The sequence below is a fragment of the Chthonomonas calidirosea T49 genome (assembly GCF_000427095.1).
GTDB classification, from domain to species: Bacteria; Armatimonadota; Chthonomonadetes; order Chthonomonadales; family Chthonomonadaceae; genus Chthonomonas; species Chthonomonas calidirosea.
The window spans coordinates 932,266-952,114 of the sequence record NC_021487.1 but is presented as its reverse complement, the minus strand read 5'-3'; the positions used below and the strand labels follow the sequence as shown (position 1 = coordinate 952,114).

9 protein-coding genes are annotated in these 19,849 nt (G+C 60.8%); 6 read left to right on the top strand and 3 right to left on the bottom strand.

The annotated features are described in order from the left end of the window. Genes CCALI_RS03990 through CCALI_RS03980 form a run of 3 tightly spaced genes read left to right on the top strand, consistent with a single transcriptional unit; the run spans position 1 to position 10,954 of the window. A complete protein-coding gene (locus CCALI_RS03990) occupies positions 1 to 936 on the top strand; it encodes a hypothetical protein (RefSeq protein WP_044948843.1) in 936 nt (311 codons plus the stop codon). Further along, complete coding sequence (locus CCALI_RS03985; RefSeq protein ID WP_016482190.1) at positions 933 to 5,672, top strand: Eco57I restriction-modification methylase domain-containing protein; 4,740 nt, start codon at positions 933 to 935, stop codon at positions 5,670 to 5,672. The genes CCALI_RS03990 and CCALI_RS03985 overlap by 4 nt, the downstream gene beginning before the upstream one ends. Continuing rightward, positions 5,669 to 10,954, top strand: a complete 5,286-nt coding sequence (locus CCALI_RS03980; RefSeq protein WP_016482189.1) for a DEAD/DEAH box helicase — start codon at positions 5,669 to 5,671, stop codon at positions 10,952 to 10,954. Before CCALI_RS03985 ends, CCALI_RS03980 begins: the two co-directional genes overlap by 4 nt. 423 nt (positions 10,955 to 11,377) lie before the next feature. Here CCALI_RS03980 and CCALI_RS03975 read toward each other — a convergent pair whose 3' ends face one another. The 3 genes from CCALI_RS03975 to CCALI_RS03965 all read right to left on the bottom strand — a co-directional run bounded on the left by CCALI_RS03975 (position 11,378) and on the right by CCALI_RS03965 (position 16,678). Then, on the bottom strand, positions 11,378 to 14,548 hold the full coding sequence (locus tag CCALI_RS03975; protein WP_016482188.1) for a hypothetical protein: 3,171 nt from the start codon (positions 14,546 to 14,548) through the stop codon (positions 11,378 to 11,380). A gap of 95 nt (positions 14,549 to 14,643) precedes the next feature. Continuing rightward, entirely contained in the window at positions 14,644 to 15,600 is a 957-nt protein-coding gene (locus CCALI_RS03970) for an aldo/keto reductase (RefSeq protein WP_016482187.1), read from the bottom strand. A 70-nt stretch (positions 15,601 to 15,670) separates the two neighbouring features. Beyond that, positions 15,671 to 16,678 carry an aldo/keto reductase gene (locus CCALI_RS03965; protein WP_016482186.1) on the bottom strand — a complete coding sequence of 336 codons (1,008 nt, stop codon included), beginning with the start codon at positions 16,676 to 16,678 and terminating at the stop codon, positions 15,671 to 15,673. 1,251 nt (positions 16,679 to 17,929) lie between these two features. Here CCALI_RS03965 and CCALI_RS15940 point away from each other — a divergent pair. The 3 genes from CCALI_RS15940 to CCALI_RS03950 all read left to right on the top strand — a co-directional run bounded on the left by CCALI_RS15940 (position 17,930) and on the right by CCALI_RS03950 (position 19,842). Beyond that, positions 17,930 to 18,484, top strand: a complete 555-nt coding sequence (locus tag CCALI_RS15940) for a hypothetical protein (protein ID WP_155850473.1) — start codon at positions 17,930 to 17,932, stop codon at positions 18,482 to 18,484. A gap of 237 nt (positions 18,485 to 18,721) precedes the next feature. Then, entirely contained in the window at positions 18,722 to 19,363 is a 642-nt protein-coding gene (locus tag CCALI_RS03955) for a hypothetical protein (RefSeq protein ID WP_016482184.1), read from the top strand. A 158-nt stretch (positions 19,364 to 19,521) separates the two neighbouring features. Further along, positions 19,522 to 19,842, top strand: coding sequence for a DUF3592 domain-containing protein (locus tag CCALI_RS03950; protein WP_044948841.1), 321 nt, complete (start codon positions 19,522 to 19,524; stop codon positions 19,840 to 19,842). Positions 19,843 to 19,849: the final 7 nt, after the last annotated feature.

Genomic DNA, 19,849 nt, shown 5'->3' with positions numbered 1-19,849 from the left:
TTGCGGCGCATCCTCGACGCGCTCGATACGCCGGAGCCGCTCCTGCCTGACGACGAATCTTTCGAGAGACTTGTCCTTGAGATGCTGGGGGCAAAGGCGGCCACACCGGTGCCCGGCACGGAGGGCATCTACCGGATCGAGGTGCCGTGGTCCTACCGGGGCGAGGGAGTGGAAGCCGTCTACCCGGCGGCCACCTTTCGCCGCTCGGTCGCGGCGCGGACGCGGCCCGAGGAGGTCGAGTACATCACCCCGCTGCATCCCCTGGTCCGGGCCCTCGCGGCCGACGCCCGACGGCGGCTGCTCCTGGTGTACCCGAACGTTCGAGGTCTGCCGCCCCGGCGGCTCGCCGCCCGGATCGTTCCAGCGTCAGAGGTTCCCTCGGCGCTGTTCACATGGCTCGGCAGGATCGAGGGGGGCGGCGGACTCTTGGAGGAACACCTTCTGACGATCCGTGTCGGTCTCGACGGCGGAATCCTGGGCGCGCCCGAGGAGAACCTTCGCTGGCTCGAACCCGACGAGGCTGGCGAGGTCCCGCGCGAGGCCCTGTGCAGCCTCTTCGAGGGAAGGTTCGAGGCGCTTCGCGAGGCGGCTCGAGCCGAGGCCGAGCGCTGGCTCGCGCGTCGTGCTGAGGAGCTCCGCGCCCACCGCCGCCGGCAGGCCGACATACTGCGGCAGGACCTCGAGCGGGACGTCAGGGACCGGCTTCGGGAACTCGACGAGGAGGAGCGTCACGCGCGGGGGATGATCGACAGCACCGGACAGCAAAGCCTCTTCGCCGAGCTCGAGGACCATGGCTTTGCCGCACGCCGCGAGGTCGTTAGGGAATACCGCGATCAGCGATCAGCAGAGATCGCAGAATTCGAGCAAGTGTCCGATCCCCCGCCACCTCGGCCTTTGGGCGCCCTCTTCCTGGTGCCGGAGGGACCTGCACGATGAATCTGAAGCACCTGCGCAACGTCCGGGGTTTCTTTTCCGATTACTATCTCGGCAGCGTTTTCGGCGGGCGCCGAGGCCGGGCCGGCCGCCTCGCCGACCGCGCCATCGAGATCGCGCAAGCCCGTTTCCGGCGCATCCGGGAGCGAGCCGAGGGCCGGGTCGCCGACGCTGCGGCCACGCGCGAGCGGTTCATCCGTCCGCTGCTTCGCGATGTCCTGGGCTTCCACCTGGGAGCGGGTGAGGAGCGTATCCACGCCCTCTTCGCCAGCGCCGAGGCGGAACAGGCCGGCGAGAGGCCGTTGCTTCTCGTCTACTGCGGCGAGTGGGACGAAGACCTCGATTCGGGCCGCGGCCGAGCGAACCCCATGCACCGGCTGGGCGAGGCCCTGGCCCAGAAAAGGCTTTGCCACGGGTTCCTGGTTACCGGCGAGCGGATCCGTCTGATCCGCGCCACCGGCGACGGCCCGCGCGGCGCGTTCCTCGAGGCGGACCTCGCAGGTCTCTATGACGAGGAGGATCCGGAGGCCTTCGCCGTCTTCATGAAGCTTTTCGCCGCCGCGACGTTCCTGTACGCCGACGACGAACCTCCGCCCATCGAAGCGATCGAGCGGGAGAGCCGGGCGCACGCCGAGCGCGTTTCTGAGGACCTGAAGGGCTCCGTCTTTCGGGCGGCCGAATCCCTCGTCTCGGGCCTCATCGCCGACGCCGTCGCCCGGAAGGTGATCGCCTCACCCCTAGATCTCGACGAGAGACAACTGCAGGCCTACCGCGACGCCGCCCTCCTCGCCCTCTACCGCCTGCTCTTCATCCTCTACGCCGAGGCCCGCGACCCGCGTCTGGACGAGCACCAGCTGTACCGCGAAAGCTACTCGGCCACCGACCTGCTGGAGGGGATCCTGCGCACACCCAGCAGGGCATGGCCGGAGAACCGCTGCGCCCTCTGGGAGCGGTTGCGGGCGCTCTTCCGCATCTACGACCAGGGCCTACCGTCCATCACGCCCTGGGAGCACATCCCGCCCCGGGGCGGCGACTTCTTCAGCCGCGAGACCCCGGCGGGCAGGATCCTGGACGAGGCCCGCCTGCCCGACCAGCAGGTGGCCCGCCTGATCCTCGACTTGGCTACCACCCAACCGCGCCGCGGAGTAGGGCGCGAGCGGGTCTCCTTCCGGGAACTGGACATCGAGAACCTGGGTGCGGTCTACGAGGGGCTCCTCGAATACGAGCCCCGCATCGCCCGGGAGACCTGCATCGAGGCGCGGGTTCAGGGGCGCGAGTACGTGCTTACGCCCGAAGAACTCGTTCGACTCTGCGAGCAGAAGAACCTCGTCCTCAAGGGCGACTTCGCCGTGGTGCAGAGGACTGCGGCCGAGCCCCTACATCCGCAGGCCCAGGATGAGGGCGCCGACGCGGAAGAAGACGAGCCGGAAGAGCCGGATCTCGACCCCGAAGCGGCGGTGGAAGAGCCGGAGGCGGAGGAAGGGGCCGAGGACGGCCTCAAGCGGGGCGGCACCGCGCGGCTCCTGCGGCGGCTGGAACCCGGTACCTTCCACTTCGTTCCCGGCCCGGGCAGGAAGGGCTCCGGGTCGTTCTACACCCCGCGGGCCCTGGTGCAGGACCTGGTGCGCCACGCCTTGGGACCGCTGGTGGAGGGCAAGACCGCCGCCGAGATCGAGCGCCTGCGTGTGCTGGATCCCGCCTGCGGAAGCGCCCACTTCCTGGTCGAGGCCATGCGGTTCCTTGGCCAGGCGCTGCACCGCGCCTACGTCGAGGAGCATCGCGGCAAGGCGCCGCCCGAGTTCCGGTCCACCACGGGCCAAGGGTGGGACGACAACTGGCGCGCCAGCGACGAAGCGGCCCGGGCAGCCAACTCCGAGGCCCGCGCCTGGTGCAAGCGGCGCATCGCCGAACGCTGCCTCTTCGGCGTGGACCTGAACCCGACGGCGGTCGAGCTCGCCCGTGTGGCGCTCTGGATCGAGTCGCTCGCCGGCGACCGGCCGCTCACCTACTTCCAGCACCACATCCGCTGCGGCAACTCGCTGTTGGGAACCTGGATGGCACGCCTGGAGCAGCCACCGCTCCCGGGAAAACAGAAGAAAGACCAGAGCCAGGGCTTCCTCCCCTTCCAGGAAAACATCCGCGAGGCCATCCGCGAAGCGGCCCGCCTGCGCAGGTTTATCGACGACGCACGGCCCGAGGACCTCCGTCGCGAGGGCATCGAGCCCGAGAGCACCGATGAGCAGCGCTACAAGGAACACCTGCGCGCGAAGGCCGAGAAGACCCTGGCCGCCGCGAAGCTGCTTTTCGACCTCCGCTCCGCGAGCGCCTTCGTGCCGGAGATTTGGCACGAATGGGATAAGCTCACGAACCACATCCACGATCCCGGACGCGATCCCGAATGCCTTCGTGCTTATGCGGAAAGACGGCCCTGGTGGCAGGATTTCGAGAAAGTGCGCGAGCGCGAGCGCTTCTTCCACTGGGAACTCGAGTTCCCGGAGGTGTTCCTGGACGGCGACCGACCCGGCTTCGACGCGATTCTCGGCAACCCGCCGTGGGACAAGATCAAGCCCGACCGCAAGGAGTTCTATGGCCGCTACGACGTCCTCATTCGCGCCTTCGTGGGCGGGGAGCTGGATCGCAGGATCAGCGAGCTCCAGCGCGAGAACCCTGGACTGGCCGCGGAGTTCAAGGCGCACGAGGCGCGCATCAACACGCTGGCCGCCTGCCTCAAGAAAGGCGGCGATTTCCACTTCCAGGATTGGAAGGTTGATGGCAAGAGCACCGGGGGCGACCCGGACGCCTTCAAGTTCTTCGTTGAGCGCGCCTGGCAACTTGCCCGCGAGGGTGGCCGGGTAGGCTTCGTGGTTCCTTCGGCGATCTACAACAACGAGGGCTGCACAGGACTGCGCTACCTGCTCTTGGAGGAAGCCCAGATCGAGCGGTTCTACGCGTTCGAGAACCGCAAGAAGATCTTTCCGATCGATTCCAGATACAAGTTCGTGAGCCTCGTCTTTCGGAAGGGTCGAGCCGAGCAGGACGGCTTCGAGGCCGCCTTCATGCGCCACGACCTGGCGGAGCTGGACGCCACCGCCCGCTACCGGGACTGGTTCGTGCCCGTCCGCCGTCGGGAGCTGGAGCGCCTCTCGCCAGGAACGCTCGCCTTCCTCGAATACCGCTCCCCGCGGGACCGGGAGATCCTGCTTAAGATGTACGGCTACGACGTGGAAGGAAACCCGGTGAACCCCCGACCGCTTCTCGGCGACCGGGGCCCCGGCACCTGGAACGCGCGGTTCTACAGAGAATTCGACATGACCAACGACCGGGACCTGTGGACGGACTCCGAGACCGGCAGGCTCTACAACCCCCGTCAGATCCTCGGCCCCGTTTCCGGCACCACCTCGCAACCGCCCTATTACGACCCCGCCGCATGGCCCGAAATCCGCGCCCGTATGGCCGAGGCGGGCTTCTGGCCGCTCTACGAGGGCAAGCACATCGAGCAGTTCCTGGTGGACATCAGGCCCATCGAGCGCTGGGTGAGCCTCGAGGCGTGCGAGAAGAAGTACGGCCGGCTCCCCGACCCCGGCCCCAAGCTCGTCTTCCGCGACATCGCGAGCAACACCAACGAGCGCACCTGCATCGCAGCGGTGCTGCCGGAGCGGTCGTGTGCGAACAACAAGCTCCCGATCGTCTCGACGTCAGCAGTAGCTACGGACATCGCGAGTTCGGTGCTCAATTCACTCGCTTTCGACTTCATGATCCGGTTCCGCGTGTCCAGCACGATGAACTTTACCCACGTTTCCCGCGCAGCGGTGCCGCATGTATCGAATGTCCGTGAGCTGTCCATTGCACCCAGCCGTAGCGTCGCCCGCCAACCTGTCTGCCATCTCAGCGAGTTGCGCGAGCTCTGGCCGTCCATCTGGCTCACCAACCGCGCCGTCGCCGAGGCCTACGGCCTCACGCCCGACGATTTCGAATACATCCTCTCCACCTTCCCCGTCTTCGCCCGCAAGCGCCCGGAGTTTTATGCGTATCTGCAGGAGCGGGTCCAAGAATGGAAGCGGGAGGTGGAAGGAGCGAAGGTTTACGCTATCTCGACAGCGGGGCTTGCCCGTGCCGCCGAAACCTCGGAGGTCTACGAAACCAAGCCCGCACGCCAGCCGGCTAATCCAGCTTTTCAGCAAGCGGCCGTCCTTGCCTGGGTCGTCCACAAACTCTATTCCCCGGGCTACCCGGTGAGCCGCTTCCGGGCGCAGAAGATGCTCTACCTCATCGAAGCGGCCACGGGGACGGGCCTCTTCACCGAGTTCTCCAAGCAGGCCGCCGGTCCCTACGACCCCGGCCTCCGCTACCAAGGACCCGAAGACATCGCCGTGCGCGAGAAGGGCTGGCTGGTGGCGTGGGACGACACCCATTTTGAACCAGGTCCCAACATCGACGAAGCCCGGGGCTATGCTGCGTGGTATATCGACACCAGGTCGGCCGAGCGGGTTCTGGAAGAGTTCCGCACCTTCAGAGATGAAACGCTCGAGCGCTGGACCACTGTGCACCTGGCAGCGGTGGAGCTGCAGAGCCAGGGTAAATCTGTGACGCCGGAGGCCATCTTGGACTACATCCGGTCCGTCCCTGTGTGGCAGCCGAAACTCTCGCGGGAGGCGTTTACCCTGGGCCGTGTCACCGATGCGCTTGACGGCCTACGGAAGATGGGCCTTCTGCCTCATGAAAGGAGGGACATGTCATGACCCCCAACATTCCCCTTGCCGTTCGCAATCTCATTGAGGAGTACCGCAGCTTCCTGCGCACGACCTACCGGTTCCTCGACCCGCACCTCCGCAAGCAGTTCGAAGAGCACCTGGAGCGGGCGTACGTGGTGGTCAAGGGGCCCTACGTCACGCTCGCCAGGGATTTTGCCCTCGGTCCCACGCTTGAGGAGCTGGTGCGCATGGGTGAAGCGCATCCCGGTCTCCTCCAGGTCCGCTGGCCATTTGGCAAGGGCCAATTGTTCGCCCATCAGGAGCGCGCCCTCCAGATCGGCCGCGCCGGGCGCTCCTTCGTGGTCACCACCGGGACAGGCTCGGGAAAGACCGAGGCGTTCCTCCTGCCCATGCTGGACGGCATTCTTCGCCGCAAGGCCGGGGGCGTTGAGGGTCTCCAGGCGATCATTGTCTACCCGATGAACGCCCTGGCCCATGATCAGCTTGAGCGCCTCCGCCGGTTGCTCCGAGGGACCGGTCTGAACATCTCCTTTGGCCTCTACACGGGCGAGAGCGACTCGGCCAGTCTGACCCTGCGCGAGGAGCCCGCAGAGACGGAGCGCCTTAGCAGGGCTGCCATTCGTGAGAATCCCCCGGACGTCCTGCTCACCAACTACAAGCAGCTCGACTTCCTGCTGGTGCGCCGCGAAGACCGACACATGTTCCAGCCCTCGCTTCGCTATCTTGTGCTCGACGAGCTGCACAGCTATCGTGGGGCGCTCGCCACCGAGATCGCCTGTCTCCTTCGCCGCCTCAAGACCCAATCGGGCCTCGGTTCAGGGGATCTGGTCGCCATCGGCACTTCGGCCACGGTGGCTTCGGAGAGCGATGGCCTGAAAGCCCTGGCGCAGTTTGCCTCCACCCTTTTCGGCGAGGAGGTCCGGCCAGAGGATATCGTCGCGGAGTCCTACATGCGGCGGGTCGAGGCGGAGGAGGAATACGCTCCACCGCTTGCTGACCTAGATGAGGCGGCGCTGTTGGCGCTCGATCCCAACGACGAGCAGAAGGTCATAGCGCTCGCCGAAGCCCTCACCGGGCGGAGCTGTCCCGCTGAGGGGGCGGTCGCCAATCGCGTCGGCGCGGTGCTTGCGGGCAATAAGGTCGTGCGCGCCCTGGAGGAGTTCTTTACCGAGCCCCGCACGGTGGCCGAGGCGGTCGAGCACCTACGGGAGACGCTGCCCGAGAGGAAAGACGCCGACCCCGAGCGCGTACAGAGGGAGATCGAGGCCTATCTTCTCGTGGGAAGCGTCGGCGACGAGGAGCATCCGCCGCGCCTGCGGCCGAAGCTCCATACCTTCTTCCACGGCGTCTATGACGTCGGACTCTGTCTCAATCCTGAGTGCCGTACGTTGGTGCCCCACGGGGGTGCCGAATGTCCCCGTTGCGGATCGGTCGCCCATCCCGCCGCTCTTTGTCGCACCTGCGGGCAGGATTTCGTAAAGGTGCGGTTCGCCGGGGAGGATGACGATCGGCCGATCGGCACGAGCGATTTCTTCAGCGGCGAGTACACCGGGTTCCTCACCCACGAGATCCGCGAGCTGGACGAAGGGCCGGGGACCTTCGACGAGGAGGACGAAGAGAGGGCGGAGGCAGAGAGAGCGCAGGAACGGGAACGGAGAGACCGTAGACAGAAGAAAGCCGAGGGGAGGCTCTCGGAGGTCGGTGTTTGCATTGGCTGCGGCAGGCTGGTTCCACAGCCGGGGGCGACGTGTCCTTCCTGCAACCGCGCAACGGTGCGCATGCTGCTGCACCGCGGCACGCTCAACACCTGCCCGGCCTGCGGGGACAGCTACACGCGCGCAGACATCGTGACCCCCCTCCACACGGGGACGGCATCGACCGTCTCGGTCCTCGCTAACCACCACCTCGACCATCTGCAGGGTGAGGACCGCAAGCTCCTGGTGTTCACCGACAACCGGCAGGACGCAGCCCACCAGGCCGGCTACACGAAGGACAAGCACCGGGTCTTTGCCCTGCGTCACGTTCTCGCGCACGAGCTTCGGGAGGCTGGCGCGGACGGCCTCTACCTGACCGAGCTTCCGCAGCGGCTCTTCGACCGCTTCCTGCAGATAGGCCTGATTACTCATCGCCCATCCCGTCCCGAACAGAGGCGCTGGTTGGACGCTCTCACCTACCAGGTTGCCAATGAGCTCACCCGCTACAGCCGGCAGCGCGCTTCGCTAGAGAACCTAGGTCTGGTGGCCGTTGAGTACGAGGGCCTCGAAGAACTCAGCGAAGATGGGCGGTTTCTCGCCGCAGCGCAGAACGCCGGCCTTCAGCCAGATACGGCACTGAACCTGGTCCAAGCGGTGCTCGACGTGATGCGAAAGAACCGGGCCGTCGCCTACGACGGCCGCCCGGAGACGGGGACCGATCTTGCCTTCTTCACGGAATACATCGATCCGAGCAAGGAACACCGCTACCGGGAACTGGAAGGCGAACCCTACGCCGTGCGCTTCCCCGACCGGGACCGGGCCCCTAAGGCCTTCGCCCTGGATCGTCCAGATCACATCCGCAATAGCAGCCGGTTGATGGGCTTTGTGCAAGAGAATCCCCGCGCGGGCCAGCTTACTGCAACCCACAAGCTGGTGGCGCGCCTCGTCGGCGGGCGGGAGCCCGCCGAGGCCTTCCTGCACGCTGTCGTCCCGCTGCTGGTGGAATACGAGGTGCTCGTTTCCGTGAGGTTCCCGATTCCGGCAAGGGAGCAGGTTCGGGGCCTGCAGGCCCTCCAGGTCGATCCACGCCGGATCCGCCTGCGCTTTACGCAGGAAGGGTACCGCTGCAACGCCTGTCAGACGTGGCGGGCTTACGAGCTGCCGACATGTCCGACGCCCAAGTGCCAAACCGGTTGCCTGGTTCCCGTGCTCCTCGACAGGGAGAACTACTACGTTCGCCTGTACTTGGAGCGGTCTCCGGGGCGTCTTAAAATCGACGAACACAGCGCCCAGATCGGGGAAGAGGAACGGACGCGCCGGGAGACAGACTTCAAAGAGGGCCGCCTCGACGCGCTGGTCTGCACGCCCACGCTGGAGCTCGGCGTGGACATCGGCCCGCTGTTGACGGTGGTGCTACGCAACGCACCGCCCACTCCCGCGAACTACGCCCAGCGGGTGGGACGCGCGGGCCGGAGGCTGCGTATCGGGTTCGTCTCCACCTTCTGCAGCGGTGGGACCCACGACCGCCACGCCTTCTTGCGGCCCGAGTGGTTCGTCTCGGGGCGCTTCGAGCCTCCCAGGCTCAGGCTCGACAACCCACAGATCGTGTTCCGCCATCTGCGAGCCTACCTGCTATCTCGCCTCGATGCCCAGCTGCCATTTCTGCTCAAAGAGCTGTTGGACGATGTCCAACATCCCAGCCGTTGGCGGCGGGAGGCGCTGGACCAGCTGTTCGGGGAGGTCCACTCCCGGCGGGATGAACTGGTGGAAGAGCTGCTCAAGGTCATGGCTCGGGACCGCGATTTGGGGCTGGTAGGCCGCTACAGCCGCGAGGACATAACGGCCGTGGTGGACGGTTTTCAGAACGAACTCATCGCCGTGCTCGAACGGTGGTGGCATAGGGTGGAGCAACTGGACCGCGAATTCCGGGAGTTTTCCAAAATCGGCTCGACCCGGCAGGACCAGAGGAAAGCCAAAGCACGCCAGCGTGCCTACTACGAGATCACCCAGGACCCAGAGCGGGCCTACATCCTGAACTACCTATCCACACAACAGCTCCTCCCCGCATACCAGTTCCCGGTGGAGACCTTCAGCCTCGACCCCGGTGTCGTGGACACCCCGACGATTTACCGAGCTGCCGCGATTGCGATCGAAGAATTCGCGCCCGGGAACTTCATCTATGCCAATGGGCATAAGCTGCGTTCCATCCGGGTGCTTTACCCGGGCGGGCCCGGTGCGGCCGCGATGCAGAGCGCCCGCAGTGATGCAGAAGCGGCAGGGCGCCTGCAGGCCTTCCACTTCTGCGAGGCGTGTGACGAGGTGGTCGAAAGCGGGCGTAACTCTTGCCCACGCTGTGCTGCCCCCCTAGGGCAAGCTACCGATGTCGTGTTCGTTGATGCCTTCGAGGCGGAGGAGAGCTTTCGCATCACGTCGGAGGAGGAATCGCGCCAGCGGCAGTTTTTCGACCGGCGCGAAGCGCTGCTGGCTCAATCCGCCGTCATGTGCCGGGTTTACCCGTACGCCCTTCACCCCGTCGAGCTGCTGAAGCTGGCAGAGATTCTGGTGACCAACTGGGGGCCCCTGGATAGAAAGACTGGCGAGGGGCGGCGTTTTTGGCTCTGCCCGGACTGCGGACGCCACTTGCCGTACAATCCCGAGGACAAGACGCACGAAAGACAGGTGAGGCAGTGGCGAGAGGATCACGCGCGTTTCTGCCGCGGCGAACTCGTGCAGCTCGTCCTTGCCCATCGCTTCCAGGCTGACTGCCTGATCCTGAACCTCCCGGGGCGGGAGGACGCAGCACCCATAGGCCGCAGAATAATCCCGCAGACGGCTGTCACGCTTGCGGAAGCGCTCCGTGCCGGTGCGGGAAGACTCTTAGAGCTGGAATTGGATGAGCTCGGTGTCTTTGTGCGCCGGCCGCTTGCGGGATCGGGCACCGAGCAGATCGTGTTCTACGAGACGGTACCGGGTGGCGCTGGCTACCTTGAAGAGATGGCGGCACGCCTGCCCGAGGTGGCCCAAGAGGCGCAGCGGGTGTTGTACGATCATGATTGCAGCAGGGCGTGCTATCGGTGCCTAAAGCATTATCGCAACCAGAGATGGCACTCGCTCTTCAACAAGGATCTTGTACGGGACGTGCTGGTTGCCATGGCTAACCTCGACCGCGTACAGCCCGAGACAGCGAACCACGGAGCAGGAGCAGCGAGACTGAAGCAGATGATCGATGCGCGAAGCAGCGTCTCGGACACAACCTTCAGCCGCTATCCCAAGGGGGTGATCGAGGAGCCGCTGCGGGCGGCACTCGAGCGCCTCGGCGTCACGGACGGAGACCGGGACTTCGAGGTGCGGGATGAGCAGGGGAGAATCGTCACCGTACCCGACTTCGCCTGGCCTGATGCCAAGGTCGCGGTCTACTGCGACAGCTATGCTTACCACGGCAACCCAGACATATTGGAGCTCGACGCAAAGAAGCGGAACTACCTCCAGCGCAAAGGCTGGGGCGTCCTCGCATTCTGGGGGCAGACAATCCTGCGCGATGCCGACGGATGTGCCCGCCAGGTGGTCGAGCTGCTCAAAGCGCGTCGTCCCTCAGTGCTGAGTGCTGAGGACTGAGGACTGAGTTCCATGCATCAGTGCTGAGTAATGAGGACTGAGGACTGAGTTCCATGCATCAGTGCTGAGTGCTGAGGACTGAGGACTGAGTTCCCATGCATCAGTGCTGAGTGCTGAGGACTGAGGACTGAGTTTCCATGCCTCATGCCTCAGTGCTGAGTGCTGAGGACTGAGGACTGAGTTTCCATGCCTCATGCCTCAGTGCTGAGTGCTGAGGACTGAGTTCCATGCATCAGTGCTGAGTGCTGAGGACTGAGTTCCATGCAGCAGTGCTGAGTGCTGAGGACTGAGGACTGAGTTCCCATGCATCAGTGCTGAGTGCTGAGGACTGAGTTCTCATCCCTCAGTCCTCCGTCCTCAGTCCTGAGTCCTCAGTCCTCAGTCCTCAGTCCTTGACTTATCTCGCCGACGACCACGCGGGACTCAAGGCCGCGCACCGGGCGGTGTTGCCTTTTTAGGGGCGGGCTGGCAGCCAAACTCCAGTGCGTTCGCCCAATGCTCTACCCAGTCCACGTGGAAGGAGCCGTTAATGCGGGCCACACTTCGAAGGCGCGAGAGCTCCATGCAGCCAGGGTTTCCGCCGTCGTTAACGCGGTAAGAGAACTTGATGGTCTCGCCTGCATCTATGCGCTTTTTGACCCAAGGAATTTCCGACCAGGGAATGGCACACTCCACAATGCGCGTGTTGCCCACCTGTTTGATCACCAGTTTCCCGTTTTTTACAGGGCCATCGTAGGGCGATTTGGGTTGGCGCGGATAGAAATGCTTATGGGGCATTCCTGGGTACTCCAGACGCCATATCTCGGTGCCGCCGCCGTACTGAGGAGCCACTTTGTTCAAGGCATACTCGTAGTCGGTATCTTTGTAGGTTGTGAAGCCGAATTCGGTGCCTTTGGGGTAAGGGTACCAAGGCTTAAGAGACTGCGGAAGCACGTTAAAGGCGATCTGGACGTTATCGAAGTAGGGGGCGTTTCCCGCCGGCAAGATGGGGTCTTTGCGATAAGAGTACCGGCGCACCCCTTTAGGCCAATGGAGAGGAACGAGTTTCACCTTGCCGGACGCATCTTTTTGAGGATAGTAGCAGACTTCGGGGTAAAAGAACGGATCGTCGTCGCGGGTTGCAAAGCGTAGGGTACCTGGCTCTGGGGTGTCATCGGCGATACGGGCCGCAAAGTAGAAATAGTGTTTATCGTAGGCCAAGTAGGCCACAGCAAAGCCTTTTTTCACGTTTTGGGGGAGAGGTTTAAAGGGAAACCAGGCCTGCTCAGTGAGCGAGCTTGCATTGCTGTTGTCGCTTTGAAGAGGCTGGGGCAGCACGCCTTTCCAGTCGCTCAGATCGCCGTCCACCTTGATGGTGCGATAGGCGATGTAGTTGACATGCATCGGCTCGTCCCAAACGGTTTTTCCGTCTTTTCCGGCATCGAAGACCAGGTGCAGAGGATAGGTATTATCGGCCGTGGGAGTGCCACCGATGACCCGCACGTCTACCTCTTTTGTTTGGTTAGGGTTGAACGAGAGCGTGGACGGCGCTGCGATGTGAAGCTGTCCTAGATGGACTTCGAGCCTGCCGGTTATGGGGCGGTTGAGCAGGTTCGTGAGTTCAAGGCGCATCACCGGGTGCTGTGAGATAGGGGCGGTCATATCGTGCGCGACGGTTGCGATGGGTTCGAAGCCTTGAATATCGGCGTGTTGAATGGCCTGAAGAAGGGCGGCGAAAGAGCCTTTCTCCCCATTTCCTCTCAGGAAGAAGCCCCGCCCATCGAGGGGAACAACAATGTGTCCATTTTGAGGTGGCACGGGATTCCCATAGAAGTCGTAGAGGCTATAGGGGCCAACCTCTAAGGTCATCGTTGCTCCTGAGAGCGGTTCGGGGGTTTGGAGAGCGGTGATGAGCTTCTGGCGCTCTGCTGCAGGCGCGTTGGGGGGCAGAGCGGCCAGTTGGGCACGTAGCTGTGCCTTGTGTTGGAGCTCGGCATAGCCTCGCGCCGTCCAGAATGGAAGATTGTAGGCCCCAAACTCGGCACCGAGGTCGCCCACAACTACCACAGTGCCATCTTCGGGATCGGAGCGACCCTCCGAGTCCGGGCGACCACCAAAGACCATCACCCAAGGGAGGCCTGGCCGAAAGAGCAGGCGCTCAAAGGGACGCTCTCCAATAAAGTGAGTTGCAGCGCTCACGGCGGCCGCTGTAGACCAAACCTCGTCGTTGGGCACATATTGACGTTTGCCGTCCGGTGTGTTGATGTACTGATCTTGTACTTCGCACACATTGCCGTGGTAAACGCCCATGGCGCGATCGTAACCGGCCGCCCTGTCGCCAGCCACAACGGCGGCCACTCTATCGTCGGTGTTGGCTACCCAGCTCTCTGTGTCCCATATGCGCACGCGGCCGTAGGGGCCTTTGTGGTTCACCCAAGCTTTCACGGTGGCGTGGGAGTCTAGCCCTTGATAGTGAATGCTGACGAAGTCGAAGATGTTAGTGAACGTATCCTTGCCATCGCAGAAGAGCTTGTCAACAGCGTTGGAGGTGGAGTCGCACCCACCGACCAGCACCTGCACACCGGCATCTTTTCGTGCCTGCAGTATTCCCTGCGCCATGTGCCAGTAGATATCGCGATAGCGCAGCATGTCGGCGCCCCAGCCGGAGATGGATATCCCCTCCCAAGGTTCATTCCACAGCGAAAAGGCGTTGATGGGGCCTTTGGGCCATCCGAATTGAGAGGCGAAGAGATAGCACCACTTTTGGAAATCGGCATCATAGGAGGGCAGCCAGGCGATATCGAACTTCGTATCGAGCATAACCCCTTGGTCATTCAACCAGGGACGGGGACGTCCCAGGGGTTGCGTAGGGCCGTAAAGAGCGCCTCCGCCCGCCATGAACAGCACGGCGATGTCGTTCTGCTGAAAGGTTTTTAGCTGTTGGGCCACATTGTTGTACCATTCATCCCAATCTTTGTCCGTGGTCGGTTTATAGCCGACCCCGAAGCGCACAGCGTGGACGCCAAGGCGTTTTAAGACCGTCGCGGGGATATCCGCATCCAGGCAAAAGTGCGGATATTGAATGCGCTCGGAGGAGTGGGCAAAGGTGCGGATGCAGGTGGTGACGAAGATCCTTCCGTAGTTGCCGAAGTCAAGGACGAGCGCGTATCCGCCGAAGCGCGACGGAATATCAGGCTGTAGGGTATAGGTTGCGGAAGCTTTAGGGGCAAGGGTTAGGGTGAACGGCTTTTGCAGGGTTTTGGAGATCCGGTAGAGATGGGGAAGCCAAATGTCGCCAGGAACGCCATAGGTGCCGTAGCCGATGATCTCCGGGGTACAGAGGGTGTTAAGCGATTGATCGGTAAGGTTTTGAATCTGTACGACAAACGTCGCCTGCTCGTCTGGGGTCAGCACGTTGTCGACCCCTGCCATTTTCAGCAGAACCACAGAGAGAAAGCGATTCTTTTGATGGGGCACAACGTTGAAGGTCTGTTGAAAGTTGGCCATATCCTCTCCCTCTACCATTTGGGCATGGCAGGCCGGGAGGATGCCGATCAGCAAGCAGAGCAGAAGGGCCACGAAGCGGGCCTTGTGCTGAAAGCGATATCGGTTCATCGTGCGGTTCTCTCCTATAATGCTACGTATCATTAAGTTTGCCTCATAGTCGGTTAGGCGTTCAGTGTGTAGGAACGCCTAACCCTAAGCGGGCTTTAGGGGACGCGTTCTCCCCTTGCGGCCACCCAAAGTTTATACCAATCCTGGCGGGTAAGTTGAATTTGAGCTGCGCCGGCCGCCTCGCGGATATGGTCGGGGTTGTTGGAGCCGACCAGCGGTAGGATGCCTGCGGGATGTCGCAAGAGCCACGCGATGGCCAGTTGCGCAGGAGTTGCTCCGCCGTAGTTGGGGCTAAGCTCTCGCATGGCGGCAAGAATCCTTTCGATGCGCTCTTTCTGGGGGTGATCGTTGGGCACCTCTCGCCTTCCGGTGAGCCAGCCTCTGCCGACGGGGCTATAGGCTAAGGGGGTGATCTGCAGCTCCTCGCACTGATCGAGCACGCCATCGCCGCCTCCTCCGGCAGCCCCCTCGTAGATGGGGTCGAGGCGCAAGAGCGAGATCTCTATTTGGTTGGAGACAAGAGGGATATTGAGATAGCGTTTGAGGGCGAGCGTTTGATGAGGATAGTAGTTCGATACGCCGACATAGCGCACTAGCCCCTCGCGCACCAACTCTTCCAACACCTTGGCCGTCTCGGCAGGGTGGCTGAGTGGGTCTGGACGATGGAGTTGGTAGAGGTCTACATAATCAACACCCAAGCGTTGCAGCGACCCACGAATGGATTGGCGAATATAGTCTGGGTCGTGTTCGTAGTAGCCGGGGCGGATGCCAACTTTGGTGGCGATAAAAATCTTTTCTCGAATGCCTGGGATGGCGGCCAGGCACTCTTTAAAGATCGATTCGCAGGCGGTGCCCCCATAGATGTCGGCGTGGTCAAAAAACGTAATACCGCTTTCGATGGCGGCTTCAAAGGCGGCGATGGCACGCCGAATATGTTCCGGCCCCACCTCGTTAGGGTTCCATGTGCCCGCAAGCCCCATGCATCCGAGCCCGATGCGAGAAACGTGCACGCCATCTGGGCCAAAAGGCTGTGTCGGCATTGCAAAGGTCATCTTCTCTCACTTCCTTTCCTGATTGCAGCATATTGGGGGGAACGCACACACGTCCGTGCTTACCCGAAATCTATCGCACAGCGATGGAGGGGTCGCGCGGGCGTGGAAGACTGTACCACACGGCGTCGCAAACTTCCAACTCCTCTTGATCCAGCTGCAGATGAACGGCTTTGAGGGTCTCTTCGAGCTGTTCTGGGCGCGTTGCGCCGAGGATGGCGCTGGTGACGTCGGGTTGATGTAGCACCCACGCGAGGGCCACTTGCGCCAGCGATTTACCTCGCGGCTCAAAAAAGGCGCGCAAAGTCTCCACGGCCGTAAACTGCGCCTCTTGCCAGTAGCGCTGATGGTAGAGGGGGGAGCGGCCCTGCATGATATCGAAGCGCGATCCGGCTGCGGGAGGGGCGTCACGGCGATATTTGCCGGTGAGGAAGCCCCCTGCCAACGGGTTATAGGTGATCACGCCGATCTCCTCTTCTCGGCAAAGAGGCAGGAGCTCGTACTCGATCTGGCGGAACAGCAGATTATATCGCGGCTGCACGGTATCGAAACGGGCAAGGCCATACTTATCGCTGACCCACAAAGCCTTTGCCAGTTGCCAGGCCTGGTAGTTGGAGCAGCCAATATAGCGTACCTTTCCCTGATGCACCAAGTCGTCCAAAGCGCGGAGGGTCTCATCAATGGGCGTATCGGGATCGGGCGAGTGCGTCTGGTAAAGGTCAATATAGTCGGTTTGAAGCCGTTTCAGGCTCGCCTCCACGGCCTGCAGGATATGTTTACGTGAGAGGCCCTCGTCCCAGGGCCTAGGCCCCATGGTACCACGGCATTTCGTGGCGAGAATAAAATCCTCTCGCCGATTTTTAAGCCATTTCCCGACGATCTCCTCGGTGCGTCCCACTGTCTCGGGGGTCACCGGCACCGGGTAGACATCCGCGGTATCTATAAAATTGATGCCAGCCTCGGCGGCTTTGTCCATAATGGCAAATGCCGTGGCTTCATCGGCCTGCATTCCAAAGGTCATGGTGCCCAGACAGATTTCAGAGACTTTCAGGCCGGTGCGTCCAAGGCGCTTAAGCTTCATGTTTTGACTTCTCACTCCAAAGAGGTTCTACTACCCCCTAATTTCATGCAAAGTCCCCTCAATTCCTGCCGGTCGTAGGCTGTTCTTGTAGGACTCCCTGCGCCAAACAGTTTTTTTGCGAAGCACTTGACAACTCCGTGCAGCTTTGCTATCATGTCGTTATACAAAGGCTTCCTGCTAGGGATATGTTGATGGAGAACTGTCTATTTAAGGATAGGTTGTGACTGCTATTCTTCAAGATCATGTGCGATTTGGGGGCAGGCGCATGCACCGCGGCTGATAGAGAACGGGCTTGCCATCCATAACGGATACGGGGCTCCAAGCGATGGCCTACGTGTTGAAAGAGCTCAACGATGCGCTTTCTGGCGTGCGATAGTGAGCGGGAGAGCATGAAGCAATGGTACGGAAGATATCATCGCCTGTGTATCAATGTCTAGACCCTACAGCGAGGTGAGGAAGATGGGATGGGATAGCAAAGACATAAAAGATACCTTACCTAAGAAGACCCGCTCTGAGAAAATCCGAAAGGTTTCCTACAAGATCTTGATAATACTAGATGGACTATTTCAGAGACTATCTTATGTATTATATGGACTAGGTGGTGGCTATATCTTTGAGTACTTATGCAAAGTCTACTGGCGTTTTCGGGAAGATATCGTAAGAGAAGCCTTACAGAGAAAGGAAGCGCTTAGCAAGCCGACCTTCCCTTTGTTTCGTTATGTGGGCCGGGATGGTCAGTGGTACCAGTGGGTGGGCTTTCAGGACGAAGCCTTCTGGTGGAGAGAGGAGCCTTATGACGCGGTGGAGACTAAGCAAGCACCCTCTTCTCCTACCCAAGAGGGGCACCCGAAAAGACACAGCGTCCTGAAACGTCTCACCGGTAAGCTGTTTACCATGACACCCGCTCTGGTGAAATGGATGTCTTTGGGGTGGTTGCTATCCTTTGTAATTGTGCAGATGCTAGCAATGTGCTGGACAGTGTGTATGTGGTTCAGCTTGATACTCATTCCATTTGATTTTCACGGCAAGGAGTCTTTTGAGCCACTGCTTTTTTTTCTTGTGACGGGAAGTGTCTTGTGGGTTTGTTGTTATGTTGCCTTGCCATTGGAAGACAACCTGTCTCGACACATCCTATGGCTCTATCTAAACCGAAAACTCTGTTACCCTCTGAACTACTTGATTAGCTGCTATAAGTGGGTTACTGAGCGAGGTCATGAAAATATGGTTTTTAATATACAGGAAGCATGTCGTTTGTTCAAGCGTTCGTATGTCCCCACAGGGAAAGAGATCGTTGTTGGTTTGTTACAGCACAGTCTTCAAGAAAAGCTTCAAGCCTCCTCGGTAGAGCTTACCAAGGAGGAGCGCGTTGCCTTGGTAGAGTTTCTGAAAGAAGACTATTTTAACACACCTCAGATAGCCCAGGTTCTGTGCCGATTAGTTTTTGAACTCTGTGTGGCTGCAGAGTGCACCGAGGCTTTGGAGGCGCTCGAGCGGCTCTCCCGCGGAGAGGGATGGTTAAAGAGGTGGATAGTGTCGGAGGACTGTTTGATACGTGAAACGGGTCAGGAGTTGAAGGAGTTAGCAGCGAGCAGTGTCAGGCAATTGCGCGCCGTACAGCAGCGGCACCTTTTGGTAAAGGAGTACCTGCGCCCTGCGGAGGGGACGCCCTTGGATCTGTTAAGGCCTGTGGGGTTTGGGGGTGAGGAGCTGTTACGGGGTGCTAGTTTGGCTGAGGAGTCTCAGGCAGAGCCGTTTCAGAGCGGTGAGGCGGAGGAGAAGGAACAGAAGCTAGAGGAGAAGAAATAGTTTTTGGGATTTGGTCTATAACGAGTTACAGCGATGCGCTTCGTGCGTACGGCGGCTATGGCGGGCTGATAGGTTCCTAAACGGATTGGGAGAGGGGGTTAAGCTTGCGAGGTTTTCGGTACTACGATGTGGCTGCTGGTAGGTTCTTAACCTGAGATCCGATAGGATACGTCTTCGGCAAGTGGGTGAGCAAACACATTTGTCCAAGTGGAGCCTTAAGCGAGGTAAAATAGGTACATGCAGACCCAAAACAAATCTATTCTCAGGAACGATACCGAGCCGTTTCATCCGCCTTATGTGCTGCGCGACTGGCGTACGCTTAGCTTTGGTTGTGGAACCGTTGGCGTAGTGATCTTGTGGGCCTTTCTCGGCTGTATCTTTCTTCTGTTTGGGTTTGTCAACGTAATAAGCTTTTTCGAGCCGAATATGCTCTATGCCCGGATCAAAACGTTCGGGATACTGCTGTTCCTTTTAGCGTTCGCTTGGCCTAGAATGGTGGGCTACCGTTGCTTTCATACCGACGGGATCGTGGTGTTTAATGGTCTCAAAAAGCGGCGTCTCCCCTATGCCGAGGTATCACGGGTGGCCGTTCAAACGGTGACCCGCTATACAACCGGCGGAGGGGTAATGCCCATCCCAGACACCTTTCTTATCTACGGACCAGACGGCACCGAGTTCACTTGCATTTGGCCGATAGACCCCAACCGTGAAGAGATCATTGCGTTTGTCTTATCTTGTTTGCCGGAAAGGGTTCGGAACTGCTTAGATGCGAGCTCTCAAGAGGCAGCAAAGCCGGAAGCAACCCAAAGCACCCCAGCGGCTAATGCGGTTCCACTCGCTGACGAAGGATCGGATTTTGAGAAAGAGAGTCTGATTTAGAGAAAGGGGCGTTTTTCGATGAAGCAAAGAGATATCAACCGGGTGGTGATAGTTCTTGTTGTAGCGTTAGTACTAGCTTTAGGCATGATGCAATTCGAATACAACGCGACAGTCATCGTTTAGAAGAGGTCAACCAAGTCCTACAGCACGGCGTACGGGTGCAGGGGCAAGTGACCCAGGTGGAGTGGACGCAACATTCAGGGGATTGGGTGCACTATGTGTTTCAAGTGAACGGTTCCGAATATACTGGTGAGAGCCCTTTGGGCGCAATGGCCTCTCCAGCAGTAGGTCAATCAATCCCGATCGTCTATCTCCCATCGAACCCGCACATCAATACTCTAGCCAATGGAGAGGAGGCGGATTGGTTGCAGAGCCTGATACGGGCATTACGGTTGGTGCAAGTGCTGGAGGTCCCGTTGGGAGTTTTAGCTGTCGGTTATCTGCGCTATTTGGGGAAGCGTTATGTCCGAGGCAAGTAGCAAGAAG

Excerpts from the sequence above, each read along its gene's own strand:
- CCALI_RS03965 (WP_016482186.1), bottom strand. The coding sequence starts at position 16,678 with ATGAAGCTTAAGCGCCTTGGACGCACCGGCCTGAAAGTCTCTGAAATC.
- CCALI_RS03980 (WP_016482189.1), top strand. The coding sequence starts at position 5,669 with ATGACCCCCAACATTCCCCTTGCCGTTCGCAATCTCATTGAGGAGTAC.
- CCALI_RS03985 (WP_016482190.1), top strand. The coding sequence starts at position 933 with ATGAATCTGAAGCACCTGCGCAACGTCCGGGGTTTCTTTTCCGATTAC.
- CCALI_RS03955 (WP_016482184.1), top strand. The coding sequence starts at position 18,722 with ATGCAGACCCAAAACAAATCTATTCTCAGGAACGATACCGAGCCGTTT.
- CCALI_RS03970 (WP_016482187.1), bottom strand. The coding sequence starts at position 15,600 with ATGACCTTTGCAATGCCGACACAGCCTTTTGGCCCAGATGGCGTGCAC.
- CCALI_RS03975 (WP_016482188.1), bottom strand. The coding sequence starts at position 14,548 with ATGAACCGATATCGCTTTCAGCACAAGGCCCGCTTCGTGGCCCTTCTG.